At 63.3% G+C, this 12,290-nt stretch carries 12 protein-coding genes; 7 read left to right on the plus strand and 5 right to left on the minus strand.

Annotation, left to right across the window (positions count from 1 at the left end; all coding sequences use genetic code 11):
* Positions 1-186: 186 nt before the first annotated feature.
* Together V2B23_RS23240 and V2B23_RS23245 are read left to right on the plus strand one after the other, a co-directional pair.
* Complete coding sequence (locus V2B23_RS23240; RefSeq protein ID WP_033233186.1) at positions 187-1,578, plus strand: glycine--tRNA ligase; 1,392 nt, start codon at positions 187-189, stop codon at positions 1,576-1,578.
* 106 nt (positions 1,579-1,684) lie between these two features.
* Complete coding sequence (locus V2B23_RS23245) at positions 1,685-2,251, plus strand: dihydrofolate reductase family protein (protein ID WP_430952476.1); 567 nt, start codon at positions 1,685-1,687, stop codon at positions 2,249-2,251.
* On the opposite strand, the gene V2B23_RS23250 is transcribed toward V2B23_RS23245, so the two are convergent.
* Together V2B23_RS23250 and V2B23_RS23255 are read right to left on the minus strand one after the other, a co-directional pair.
* Positions 2,226-2,615, minus strand: coding sequence for a MepB family protein (locus tag V2B23_RS23250; RefSeq protein WP_430952477.1), 390 nt, complete (start codon positions 2,613-2,615; stop codon positions 2,226-2,228). The genes V2B23_RS23245 and V2B23_RS23250 overlap by 26 nt on opposite strands.
* 64 nt (positions 2,616-2,679) lie before the next feature.
* Positions 2,680-3,045: a nuclear transport factor 2 family protein gene (locus V2B23_RS23255; RefSeq protein WP_430952478.1), complete on the minus strand. Its 366-nt coding sequence runs from the start codon at positions 3,043-3,045 to the stop codon at positions 2,680-2,682.
* Between the two features lie 132 nt (positions 3,046-3,177).
* On the opposite strand from V2B23_RS23255, the gene V2B23_RS23260 reads away from it, so the two are divergent.
* Complete coding sequence (locus tag V2B23_RS23260; RefSeq protein ID WP_430952479.1) at positions 3,178-3,954, plus strand: helix-turn-helix domain-containing protein; 777 nt, start codon at positions 3,178-3,180, stop codon at positions 3,952-3,954.
* On the opposite strand, the gene V2B23_RS23265 is transcribed toward V2B23_RS23260, so the two are convergent.
* Both V2B23_RS23265 and V2B23_RS23270 read right to left on the minus strand, forming a co-directional pair.
* The gene (locus V2B23_RS23265; RefSeq protein ID WP_430952480.1) at positions 3,946-4,683 is read right to left on the minus strand and encodes a polyprenol monophosphomannose synthase; all 738 of its coding nucleotides are present in this window, start codon (positions 4,681-4,683) and stop codon (positions 3,946-3,948) included. The genes V2B23_RS23260 and V2B23_RS23265 overlap by 9 nt on opposite strands.
* Positions 4,684-4,782: 99 nt before the next feature.
* Positions 4,783-6,867: a TPM domain-containing protein gene (locus V2B23_RS23270; protein ID WP_430952481.1), complete on the minus strand. Its 2,085-nt coding sequence runs from the start codon at positions 6,865-6,867 to the stop codon at positions 4,783-4,785.
* 69 nt (positions 6,868-6,936) lie between these two features.
* Here V2B23_RS23270 and V2B23_RS23275 point away from each other — a divergent pair, with 69 nt between their 5' ends.
* Positions 6,937-7,629: a YdcF family protein gene (locus tag V2B23_RS23275; RefSeq protein WP_430952482.1), complete on the plus strand. Its 693-nt coding sequence runs from the start codon at positions 6,937-6,939 to the stop codon at positions 7,627-7,629.
* A gap of 11 nt (positions 7,630-7,640) precedes the next feature.
* Positions 7,641-8,939: a deoxyguanosinetriphosphate triphosphohydrolase gene (locus V2B23_RS23280; protein WP_430952483.1), complete on the plus strand. Its 1,299-nt coding sequence runs from the start codon at positions 7,641-7,643 to the stop codon at positions 8,937-8,939.
* 4 nt (positions 8,940-8,943) lie between these two features.
* On the opposite strand, the gene V2B23_RS23285 is transcribed toward V2B23_RS23280, so the two are convergent.
* The gene (locus V2B23_RS23285) at positions 8,944-9,459 is read right to left on the minus strand and encodes a VOC family protein (RefSeq protein WP_430952484.1); all 516 of its coding nucleotides are present in this window, start codon (positions 9,457-9,459) and stop codon (positions 8,944-8,946) included.
* Between the two features lie 67 nt (positions 9,460-9,526).
* On the opposite strand from V2B23_RS23285, the gene V2B23_RS23290 reads away from it, so the two are divergent.
* Positions 9,527-10,321, plus strand: coding sequence for a helix-turn-helix domain-containing protein (locus V2B23_RS23290; protein WP_430952485.1), 795 nt, complete (start codon positions 9,527-9,529; stop codon positions 10,319-10,321).
* Between the two features lie 49 nt (positions 10,322-10,370).
* Positions 10,371-12,290 carry a DNA primase gene (dnaG, locus tag V2B23_RS23295; RefSeq protein WP_430952486.1) on the plus strand — a complete coding sequence of 640 codons (1,920 nt, stop codon included), beginning with the start codon at positions 10,371-10,373 and terminating at the stop codon, positions 12,288-12,290.

The raw sequence follows: 12,290 nt of genomic DNA on the forward strand, positions 1-12,290 counted from the left end.
TCGAGGGATGTGTCACAACGTTCCTGCGTAGCCATCAGACCACACTATTGCAAATCACATTCATTTTGATATGCACAAGTACGCATGTCAACCGTGGCGCGAAGTCCACTTCCGGGGCCGGTTAGTCTGGACATGCAAAAAGCGCAGGAAAACCGTGCATCTATTACCCAGATGGAGAGCAATCCAGTGGCACCCAAGTCCAAGATCGAAGCCGTCGTCAATCTCGCCAAGCGGCGAGGCCTGGTCTACCCGTGCGGTGAGATCTACGGAGGAACCAAGTCCGCATGGGACTACGGCCCATTGGGTGTCGAGCTCAAGGAGAACATCAAGCGTCAGTGGTGGCGGAACATGGTCACCAGCCGCGAGGACGTTGTCGGCCTCGACTCCTCGGTGATTCTGCCCCGCGAGGTGTGGGTTGCATCCGGACACGTCGGCGTCTTCAACGACCCGCTGGTCGAGTGCCTCAACTGTCACAAGCGTCACCGTCAGGATCACCTGCAGGAGGCGTACGCGGAGAAGAAGAAGCTCGACAACCCGGACGACGTCACGATGGACCTCATCGGCTGCCCCGACTGCGGCACCGTCGGCCAGTGGACCGAACCGCGTGACTTCAACATGATGCTCAAGACGTACCTCGGCCCCGTCGAGAGCGAAGAGGGCATGCATTACCTGCGTCCCGAAACCGCCCAGGGCATCTTCGTGAACTTCGCGAACGTACTCACCACGTCGCGTAAGAAGCCGCCGTTCGGCATCGGCCAGATCGGCAAGAGCTTCCGCAACGAGATCACCCCAGGCAACTTCATCTTCCGCACCCGCGAGTTCGAGCAGATGGAGATGGAATTCTTCGTCAAGCCCGGCGAGGACGACGCGTGGCACAAGTACTGGATCGACTACCGCATGGACTGGTACACCGGTCTCGGTATCAACAAGGACAACCTGCGCCTGTACGAACACGCGAAGGAAAAGCTCTCGCACTACTCCAAGGGCACCACGGACATCGAGTACCGCTTCCACTTCCAGGGCAGCGAATGGGGTGAGCTCGAGGGCATCGCGAACCGCACCGACTTCGACCTCTCGACGCACTCCAAGCACTCGGGCACCGAGCTGAACTACTTCGACCAGACAACCGGCGAGCGCTACACGCCGTACGTCATCGAGCCGGCCGCCGGCCTCACCCGTTCACTCATGGCCTTCCTCGTCGACGCGTACACCGAAGACGAAGCCCCCAACGCCAAGGGTGGCGTCGACAAGCGCACGGTGCTGCGCCTGGATCGTCGTCTCGCCCCGGTCAAGGCCGCTGTCCTGCCGCTCTCGCGCAATGCGGATCTCACGCCCAAGGCAAAAGATCTTGCAGCGCAGTTGCGTCAGAACTGGAACGTCGAATTCGACGACGCCGGCGCCATCGGCCGCCGCTACCGTCGTCAGGACGAGATCGGAACCCCGTTCTGCATCACGGTCGACTTCGACACCCTCGAAGACCAGGCAGTCACTGTGCGCGAGCGTGACTCCATGGCGCAGGAACGCGTCGCACTCGACCAGGTCGAGAGCTACCTTGCGACACGACTGATCGGTTCTTAAGCCGAATCCTTCTCGGGCGGCCTTCCTCGACAACGGGGGAGGCCGCCCGTTTTGCTGTTCCCGAGAGCCTTCGAGGCGTAGGAACAGACATATGAGAAAACTCAGCGTGACTAACAGCGTGACTCTCGACGGTGTCATGCAGGCACCCGGCGGACCCGACGAGGACCGTCGCGGCGGCTTCGATCACGGGGGATGGGCTGCGCCGTTCAGTGACGCGGTCATGGCGCGGAAGATGGGCGAGGGAATGGCTGCCAGATCGCAGTTGCTCTTCGGTCGAAGGACGTACGAGAGTTTTGCCTCGTACTGGCCGCACCAGACCGACAATCCGTTCACCGAAGTGCTCGACAACACGCAGAAATATGTTGCGTCACGAACATTGACCGAACCGCTGCCGTGGAAGAACTCGACTTTGCTCCGCGGTGACGCCGCCGACGCGGTTGCCGAGTTGAAGGGCACCGAGGGCCCGGATCTGGTCATTCTGGGTAGCGGTGAGCTGATCACGTCGTTGGCGCAGCGCCGATTGATCGACACCTACATTCTGCTCATCCATCCTGTGGTTCTCGGAACGGGACGCAGATTGTTTCCCGACGGCGCCGCACTCTCCCGGTTCACTCTCACCGAAAGTGTTTCCACCTCAACGGGAGTTATCATCGCGACGTATCAGCTGCAGTGACTGGGGCAAAGAATTCCAGTTGCCAGCGCTGAGTTTTCAGGGCTTGTGCACTGGTCGGCGTGACCCATGGCGGGTAGACGCGGACAGCACGTTTCCCGCCCGTGAAGTCTGTCGAGACCACTCGATTCGTGATGAGGGCGTCGACAGGAAAAATGAAGTGCCCCAGCTGTTCTCCGTCGTATACCTCCACGATGAACAATTCGACGCCGTCGGAAACATCGTACGGGCGGATCGGCCCAGCGTCTGATCGTCGCCACAGCGTCACGAACTGCCCGAGTTTGGTGGGCGTAGTCTTTGCGCGTCGGTACACGAGGCCCTTGGGTTCGGGAATCGGTGTGGACCAGGTACATCCGTCGGCGTTCATCGAGACTGATGATGGCATGGGCCACCGACAGCGCCGCAAGCTCAGCGCCGTCGGTGGGGGGATTTCAGGCTGAAGGCACCTTGTCGAGGAACCCGAGAACGAGGGTCAACCGACCGTCGTCGTTACGCTCGAGCACATCGAATCCGTCGATCAAGGATTCTGCACCGACCGGGCCGAGCTTCCAACCGAATCGGGCTTGGCTGTGGTGTGCGTCCACCGGTCCGGCGAGTGTGAAGATCATGCCCGGAAACTGCTGCTGCACAGCGCTGATCATCGCGTCGATCTGGCTGTGCCCGGTCACATCCGCCAGTGGATCGGTGTACCGGCCGTCGGCCGCGAACAGTTGCTCGATTCGTTCCTGACGGGCGCCGGCATCGGTTTCGTTCCACAGATCGATGTAGGCGTGTGCGATTGCGTCGAAGTCACTCATGGCGGATCCTCCTGGTTGTCGAGGTCCGGGGGTTTGTTCCCCGGCTGAGATCACTGTGCCAAGCGGATGTGACGCCAGTCGATTACCTCGGAGGTCATGGCGTGAGTTGCATCTTGTCGCTACGTTGAGTGGATGACCCAGAGCGTGCATGTGGGAGCCCAGCTCAAGTCGTGGCGTGAGAGACGACGGCTCACTCAGTTAGGGCTTTCCTCCGCTGCCGGAGTTTCGACGAGGCACCTCAGTTTCATCGAAACCGGTCGATCGAAACCCAGCAAGGACATGATCATCCATCTATCCGAATGTTTGGAAGTGCCACTACGGCAGCGGAATACGCTGTTGTTGGCGGGCGGTCACGCACCGGCGTATTCGGAGAGTGCGCTGGCGGAAACGCCGATGTCCGCTGTCAGCGACGCCATCAACCGCATCGTCGACGCGCATGACCCGTACCCGGCTGTGGTGGTCGACCACCAGTGGGATCTGATCGTCGGCAATCGGGCGGTGAGCATCCTGACGGAGGGTGCTGCGCCGTTTCTTCTGGAGCCGCCGGTCAATGTTCTGCGGCTGAGTTTGCATCCCGAAGGCATGGCTCCGCGCATTGTGAACTTGGCGCAGTGGCGAAATCACGTGGTCGCCCGGTTGCGCCGCGAGGTCGAGGTAACCGGCGACCCACAGTTGGGTGCGCTGTTGGAAGAACTGCTGACGTATCCCAGCGGCGGTGAGTGGCACGAGGACGAGAGTTCACTCTTGGTGCCCTTGCGGATTCGCGCGGGCGACACCGAACTGGCGATGTTCAGTACCACCACCGTGTTCGGTACGCCGCGCGATGTCACCTTGGCCGAGATTGCGATCGAATGCTTCTATCCGTCCGACCGCGAGACCGCGGAATTCTTCCGCGCGAAATCAGAGTGACTTCTTGCCGAACTTCAGCTTCCAGGGAACCAGGGCCGATTCCATCTGAACGGCCAGGCTCATCTTCGAGACGCCGTCGGTGCGCTCCTCGAAACGGATAGGGGTTTCGGCGATCTTCATGCCGCGCTGCACAACTCGGTAATTCATCTCGACCTGGAAGGCGTAGCCGTTGCTCTGCACCGATTCGACGTCGATGGCGCGCAACGTCTTTGCGTGCCACGCCTTGAATCCGGCGGTGGCATCCTTGACGTGCAGCCGCAGGATTGCGTTGACGTAGAAGTTGGCCCACGCCGACAGTGCCTTGCGGTGCCACGGCCAGTCGCCGGCCACGGCGCCGCCCTCGACGTAACGCGAACCGAGCACCACCGCGGCGTCGGTTGTGGTGAGGATCTCGATCATGGCGGGGATAACTTCGGACGGATGGGACAGGTCCGCGTCCATCTGAATGACGATGTCGGCATTCTCGGCGAGGGCCCGCGTCATGCCGGCGACGTACGCGCGGCCAAGTCCGTCCTTGGCAGTGCGATGCAGAACACCCACCGGGATGGGGCCGTCGATGCCGAGCTTGTCAGCGACCTCGCCGGTTCCGTCGGGGGAGTTGTCGTCCACGACGAGTACTGCCAGGTTCGGGATCTTCAATGCGGCGAGACGATCGACGAGCTTGGGCAGGTTTTCGCGCTCGTTGTACGTGGGTACCACGACGGTAATCTGCGGAGCGACGTTGTTCATAACACCTTCGTATGATCTGTGATCCCGACTTGCCGGATGAAGCGTACGACGAGGTCGGTCGCGAACAAAGTCAGAATTTTACTACCTCGAGTAGTTGACTCAGAACCGGCCGCCGCCGCCACCGCCGCGACTGCCGCGTCCTCCACCTCCGCCGCCGAACCCTCCACCGCCGAATCCGCCGCCCCGGCCGCTGCTGCTCGGACCGCCGTACGAACGCGGTCCACCGCCGCCGCCACGGAGAACACTGTTGATCAGGATGCCGCCGAGAATGGCCCCGGCCGCGTTGTTACCGCCGCCGCTGCCGCCGCCGCGGGGACGCTGGTTTGCCTCCCATGTGCTGACGTCGCTCTGAGCCGCCCGCAGAGCATGGGTGGCCAGCGTTGTTGCAGCCTGCGCGTGCTGCAGAGCCGTCGACGGATCAGTGCCCTGCAACTGCTGAGCCGCCTGCAGATGGCGCTGCGCTTCGGCGTAGCGGGTACGAGCCTCGGCGCCGATGACGCCGCGTCGCGTATTGAGGAAATCGCCGGCAGCAGTGACCTGTGCCTGGGCGGCCAGGATGTCCTGCGCGAGGCGCTGCTGTGCCCGTTCGAGCTGTTGCTTCTGCTCCTGAGCCTCCGCGAGCAGAGCGTCGAGCTGTGCGTCGGCGGCCACAATCTGGTTGAAAGCGCCGAGTGGATCACTGTCCTTCGATGTCTGTGCGTGAGCCAACGCGGCTCGAGCGCCGGCCTGGGCGGCGGCCAATCGATCGCCGCCCTGGGCCAGGTAGGCGTCGGCAGCGGTGATGCCCTGCTGAACGTCGTCCATCGCGGCGGGGAGGGTAGCGATAGCGTTGCGGATGTCGTCCGCCGCGTGATCCACGGCGTCGAGAAGTTTGCGAGCCTGGTCCAGCGCGGCCTCCGCGGTCCGAATCGCTGTGACGGCAGCGCCCTGCTTACCGGCTGGCAAGGCAACGGCGTCGCGGCCCTGCTCGATGGACTGCTCGGCCAGAGTCAGCCGTTCACCGGCCATCGTGACGTTGCCGGCAACCGGCGCCAACGTCGGAGCGGGGAACTGGTTCTTCAGCTCGGTCAGGATCTTCTCGGACTCCGGCAGACGCACACTGACGGCCACAACAGCCTGAGTCAGTGCATCGAGGCGAGCGGGCGCGTTGATGAGAAGGTCACGCATCGTGTCGAACTCGTCGACCCGCGCTTCCAGTTCCTGATCGGCACGGCCACACGAGGAAATGATGTCGATGAGCATCTGGCGTCGCTGCTCGGGTGACTCCGGGATGGCGTCGTCGAGTTTCTGCCTGATGCCGAAGGCTCCGGCGAGTGTCGCCTTGGCCTTGTCGAAGGCCTGGGCAAACGGCGCGACTGCCGCATCACCGAATTCGCTGCGCGCGAGTTCGAGTTCTTCCTGACTCGACGCGATGGCGTTGTCGGTCTCGACGAGAATGGCCTGAGCTCGTTCGTCGAGCGTCGGCAAGGGAAGTGCGTTCAAGGCGGCGATGTCGTCGGGTGCGATGTTCTTTGCGGCCTCGAGGCTGGCCTTGTCTCGGTCGCTCTTCCGCTTGCGTGAGTACAGAACCACTCCACCCGTTCCGACGGTCACCGCGCCGCCACCGATGAGGAGGGTGCTCACCGACATGCCGCCGCTCTTGGCGTTTGCGTCACCGAGCGCGCCGGCGGTGGCAATCGCGGCACCTGCCCAATCACCGTCCACGAGAGCCGGTTCCGTCGCGTCGGACTTGATGGAGTCGATGTCGGATTGTGTGATGTTGGTCAGGCCTGGCGGCACGTCGAGGTAGTAGGCGCCTTCCGTGGTCGCGACGGCAAGCAGGACGTCGGTGCCGCTGAGAGTGGACTTCGTTGCTGTCTGCTCAGCCCACGCCTGGCCACCCATCTCGTTGAAGTCGGGGACAAACGCAACCCACAGGTCGATCTGATGGTCTTCGCTGAGTTGGTCGAGCGCAGCTTGGATGTCGTCCTTCTGGCCATCGCCCAGCACGCCAGAAGTGTCGGTGATCTGGTTGGGGAGGACCAGCGGCGGATCAGCCGACGCAGCGGCGGGACTGAAGATCAATGCCAGGATCGCGAAGATCGCCGCGACGGCGCTCGCGCTTCCCCAACGCCGGATCGGCCGGACGAATGCCCGGTCGTGGTCTGCTGGAGACGACTGCTCGATGTGTGCTGCGAAGGCCATGACGCAAATCTAACCGTTATGGCGCGTCGGCAGCGCGGGGGAGCGATCGGGGCTGGCACAATTGCGGGAGTGAAACCAGCTTTCGGCAACCGCTCCCGCAACTCTGCGCCCTCCGGGGTTGGTGGCGGCTTCGGCGAAGGTCTGGCGCGATGGACCCGACGCCTCATCGCCGGGGCACTGCTGATGGCGTTGGTCTTGATCGGTGGAACAGCGGTCCGGGTCTGGCAGGTTGCGCGGATCGACGACACAACACCCGCCGACGCGATCGTGGTTCTCGGGGCCGCTCAGTATTCGGGAACTCCGTCTTCGGTGTTCGAAGCCAGGCTCGAGCAGGCGTACAAGCTGTACAAGCGTGGAGTGGCGCCGCAGATCATCACGGTCGGCGGCAAGCAGGAGGGCGACGAGTACACCGAGGCCGCGTCGGGAAAGATGTATCTCACCGACCGCGGGATTCCGTCGAGTGCGATTACCGCCGTCGAAACCGGCTCGGACACCCTGCTGAGTATTGATGCTGTCAGCGACGAAATGGCCTCGCAAGGAATCAATTCCGCAGTTCTAGTCAGTGACCCGTGGCATTCCCTGCGGACCCGAACGATGGCACGCGACACCGGCCTCGAAGCCTGGACCGCTCCCACAAGACAAGGGCCGGCCGTGTTCACCCGCGAATCCCAGCTGCATGGCATCGCGCGCGAAACCGGCGCTCTGCTCTGGTACCAACTGACGCACTTCTCCGCTGACTTCCCCTACACGGCAGGGCAATAGGAACAACCGAGATGACGGCACACACCACCTACGGCGGCGGAACCTACTCCGAGCACGATCTGGAGCGCCTGATTGTCGAGGCGCCCAAGCGCGCGGGATTGCCCGGTACACAAATTGCCGCCGCCCAACATCGATCCGACTTTTCACGGGATCGCGCTCGCGTCCAGCACTCTGCGGCGCTACGACGCCTCGCCGACAAAACCCAGGTAGTCGGTCCTCGCGACGGTGACACCCCGCGTACCCGGCTCACGCACTCGATGGAAGTTGCGCAGATCGGTCGCGGTATCGCCGACGGCCTCGGCTGTGATCCCGATCTCGTGGACCTCGCCGGCCTGGCCCATGACATCGGGCATCCCCCGTACGGTCACAACGGCGAGAAGGCACTCGACGAAGTCGCGAAGGACTGCGGCGGGTTTGAAGGTAACGCCCAGAACCTGCGCATCCTCACGAGCCTCGAACCCAAGATTTTGGGGCCAGGCGGACGCAGCGCCGGACTCAACCTCACCCGAGCTTCCCTCGACGCTGCGATCAAGTATCCGTGGACCCGGCCGGAACCCGGAGCCAAGTTCGGCGCCTACGACGACGACGCCGATGTGCTGGCCTGGGTCCGCGACGGTGCGCCCGGGCGTCGGCAAGCGCTGGAAGCGCAGGTCATGGACTGGGCCGACGACGTCGCCTATTCGGTGCACGACGTCGAGGACGGCGTGATCGCCGGTCGTATCGACCTTCGTTCATTGGCTGATCCGAGCGAGCAGCGTGCTCTCGCCGAGTTGGGTGCCTCGGAGTTCCGCGGCCTTGTGATCGACGATCTGATCGACGCAGCCCAGCGGTTGTCGGAACTGCCCGTAGTTCAGAGCGTCGGCAGCTACGACGGAACCCTGAACAGTTCCGTGGCACTGAAAAACCTGACCAGCGAATTGGTCGGACGCTTTGCGACAGCAGCTATCGCCCGCACCCGCCTCACCAACGGCGACCGGCCACTGTCGCGATACCAAGCAGACCTCGACATCCCCGAAGCGGTGGCATCCGAAGTCGCCCTGCTCAAAACCGTTGCGCTGTACTACGTGATGTCCGACAACGGACACAAAGCCCGCCAAGACCGTCAACGCGACCGAGTTCATCGCGTCGCGGAATGGCTGCTGGCAACCGCGCCCGCCGGATTGGACCCCATCCTGCTGCCGGCCTGGGAGCGAGCGGAAAACGACGCGGCGCGCACCCGCGTTGTCGTGGATCAGATCGCGTCGTACACCGAGAGTCGCCTCGAACGGGTAGATAAAGCCAGCCTCGGCGCGCAGGCCAGTTGGGGCTGACTACTCAGCTAGAGGGCGTTTGCGTCAGCGCCCATTCTGCGACCCTGCGCGCACTCTCGGCTTCGTTGAGGTCCTCGACACGCGTCATGATGGACCAACGCACGCCGAAGGGGTCGCGGATCGAGGCAAACCGGTCGCCCGAGACGAACGTGCTCACCGATTCACGAACGGTCGCGCCGGCTTGTACTGCGCGCTCGACGACGGCGTCGACATCTGAGCAGTACAGGCCCATCGAGTAGGAGTCGGCGTCGCCGGAAGGCGCCTCGACGAGGCCGTAGTCGGGGTTGGGTTCGCCGAGTTGGAGCCGACCATTTCCGAAATCGAGGTCGGCGTGGACGACGACGCCGCTGAACTCGGTGATGTCGACGACGCGTGCGCCGTACACCGACCGGTAAAATTCAATCGCGTCGGCGGCTCCCTTGATCGCCAGAAACGGGGTCAGGCTCGTCGAGCCGTGCGGGATGCCGTCTGTAGTGTGCTCGCCGGTCACGCCCTGCTGGGAAATGCTGTCTGGGTTCATGAAACGAAGGTAGCGCCGTCAGATGGGGTGTGGCTTGAAGATTCGCGACGAACGAGGAGGACGACAGTTGGTCACGCCCGGTGACAGTCGCGGGATTCTGTACCCGACCAAGCTCCCGACGTTCCACCGCGAACCGGCCGACGCCTCGTTGGAAGGGCGCATCCGCTGGTTCTGGATTCCGCGATGGCAGCTCGCGCCCGGCCGAACCGTTCGCCAGGAAGTGCTGCCGTTCCCCGCGTCCAATCTCGTGGTCGAACCCGGCGGGGTGTCCCTGGTCGGCCCGTCGACGGGGGCGTCGCACCGTGACCTGTGCGGCAGTGGCTGGGCGGTGGGTGCACTGTTGCGGCCGGCGGGCCTCGCGTCGTTGCGAGCTGATCCGCAGACCATCCAGAACACCGAAGTGCGTATCGCGGCGCCGGACTTGCACGAGGCAGTGATGTCGGCGATGGGTGAGTCTGACCATGAGGTGGGTAGGCAGCGTGCGATTGCGGCCTTCTCCGAGTGGGCGGCCGAGCACATTGCGCCGGACGACGAGAGTGGTCGACTGGCGAATGCCATGGAAGACCTGATCGCTTCGGATCGGACAGTGATCCGTGTCGGTGATATCGCCGAACTTCTCGGCACCTCCATCCGTGGTGTCCAACGCCTCGCCCAGCGATACGTCGGGTTGCCTCCCTTGGCGATCATTCGGCGCTACCGACTTCAGGAAGCCGCGCAGCGGCTACGCGAAGATCCGTCGGTAAAGATCGCGCAGGTGGCGGCCGATCTCGGTTACGCAGACCACGCCCACCTGTCCGCCGACTTCCGCAACGTCCTCGGTTTCACGCCGAACTCCTACCGCCAGGATCCAGACCGCCCGTGACGAACTTGCGGTGTCAGGCGCAGTTCGTGGACCGCCTAGACTGACATACGTGGCGGGCCGAATTTCTGACAGAGACATCGCGGCCATTCGCGAACGCACACGTATCGAAGACATCGTCGGTGAGTACGTTTCACTCAAGAGAGCGGGCGGCGACTCCATCAAGGGGCTGTGCCCGTTCCACGACGAGAAGTCGCCGTCGTTCCACGTTCGCCCCAACCATGGGCTTTATCACTGCTTCGGCTGCGGTGAGGGCGGCGACGTCTACTCGTTCCTGCAGAAGATGGATCACATCAGTTTTGTCGAGGCTGTCGAACAGTTGGCCGATCGGCTCAACTACTCGATCTCCTACGAGGGCGGCGGGCCCTCCGTGCAACGCGATCGCGGCACGCGTGCCCGCTTGATCGCAGCCAACGCCGCCGCGCAGGAATTCTATGCCGCGCGGCTGAAGGAACCTGACGCCCAAGCTGCCCGCGACTATCTGACAGAACGAAATTTCGACGGTGCTGCGGCTTTGCAATTCGGGTGCGGCTACGCACCCGACGGCTGGGACATTCTCACAAAACACTTGATGGCCAAGGGTTTCGAGTTCAAAGAACTCGAAGCGGCCGGACTGTCCAAAGAGGGGCGACGCGGCCCGATCGACCGTTTTCATCGTCGACTCCTGTGGCCCATCCGGAGCGTCGCCGGCGACGTGATCGGCTTCGGCGCCCGCAAACTTTTCGACGACGACACCATGCCGGGCAAGTACGTCAACACCCCGGAAACCATCCTGTACAAGAAGTCTCAGGTTCTGTTCGGCCTTGATCTGGCGAAACGCGATATCGCCAAGGGGCATCAGGCTGTGGTGGTCGAGGGATACACCGACGTCATGGCGATGCATCTGGCGGGCGTCAAAACCGCCGTCGCCTCGTGCGGTACAGCATTCGGTGAGGAACACCTCGCGATGCTGCGCCGACTCCTGATGGACGACAGCTACTTTCGCGGTGAGATCATCTACACCTTCGACGGCGATGCCGCAGGGCAAGCTGCCGCGATGAAGGCTTTCGAGGGTGATCAGAAGATGGCGGGGCAGACGTTTGTTGCCGTCGCACCCGACGGAATGGACCCGTGCGATCTTCGGCTGGCGTCGGGTGATGCTGCAGTGCGCGACCTCGTGGCGAGGCGGACCCCGATGTTCGAGTTCGTGGTCAAGTCGATACTCACCGAGCACGATCTCGACACAGCGGAAGGCCGCGTCGAGGCGCTGCGCCGCACCGTTCCCGTCGTCGCGCAGATCAAGGAATCGACTCTGCGCGACAGTTACGCGAACCTGCTGTGCGGATGGGTCGGTTGGGACGACCTACCGTCCGTGCGTCGACGCGTCCGTGACGAAGCTCGCAAACGCGCATCCACCCGTGGTTCCTCACCCGCGCCGAAGCGTCGTCAGGTCATTCCGGAGCCGAGCGACGACGCGCTTGCCCTCCCGATCGGCATCTCACGGCCCCGGCCTAACGATCCGGGGCTGTCCACGCAGCGAGCGGTGCTCAAAGCGGCCCTGCAGTACCCAGGGATCGCCGGAACGGTGTTCGACTCACTGCCTGTCGAGACGTTCACCCATCCCGCCTACGTGGCAATCAGGCAGTCGATGTCCGACGCCGGCGGCACCAGCAAGGGCTTCGGCGGCGCCGAATGGATCGAGGTTGTCACCAAGGGCGTCGAAGATGTGACAGTTGCCTCAGTGATCTCGGAGTTGGCCGTCGAACCGATGCCGTGCGACGAGGACACAGTTCCCCGCTACATCAGCGGCGTGCTAGCTCGGCTGCAGGAGGCCTGGGTCGGCGAACAGGTCGCAGACCTCAAATCGAAACTGCAGCGCATCTCACCCGCCGCAGCACCCGAGGAGTACAACTCGCTGTTCGGCGACCTCGTCGCCCTCGAGCAGTACCGCCGACAGCTGCGTGAGCAAGCCGTCGGCGACAACAGCGTCTGA

It is taken from the genome of Rhodococcus sp. 24CO (assembly GCF_050586165.1).
In the GTDB taxonomy this organism is placed as follows: Bacteria; Actinomycetota; Actinomycetes; order Mycobacteriales; family Mycobacteriaceae; genus Rhodococcus_F.

What these genes read in the sequence shown, in the direction of transcription:
- V2B23_RS23255 (WP_430952478.1), bottom strand. Translation starts at nt 3,045, where the DNA reads ATGAGTGACTTCGACGCAATCGCACACGCCTACATCGATCTGTGGAAC.
- V2B23_RS23280 (WP_430952483.1), top strand. Translation starts at nt 7,641, where the DNA reads ATGACGGCACACACCACCTACGGCGGCGGAACCTACTCCGAGCACGAT.
- V2B23_RS23265 (WP_430952480.1), bottom strand. Translation starts at nt 4,683, where the DNA reads ATGAACAACGTCGCTCCGCAGATTACCGTCGTGGTACCCACGTACAAC.
- V2B23_RS23270 (WP_430952481.1), bottom strand. Translation starts at nt 6,867, where the DNA reads ATGGCCTTCGCAGCACACATCGAGCAGTCGTCTCCAGCAGACCACGAC.
- V2B23_RS23260 (WP_430952479.1), top strand. Translation starts at nt 3,178, where the DNA reads ATGACCCAGAGCGTGCATGTGGGAGCCCAGCTCAAGTCGTGGCGTGAG.
- V2B23_RS23250 (WP_430952477.1), bottom strand. Translation starts at nt 2,615, where the DNA reads ATGAACGCCGACGGATGTACCTGGTCCACACCGATTCCCGAACCCAAG.
- V2B23_RS23285 (WP_430952484.1), bottom strand. Translation starts at nt 9,459, where the DNA reads ATGAACCCAGACAGCATTTCCCAGCAGGGCGTGACCGGCGAGCACACT.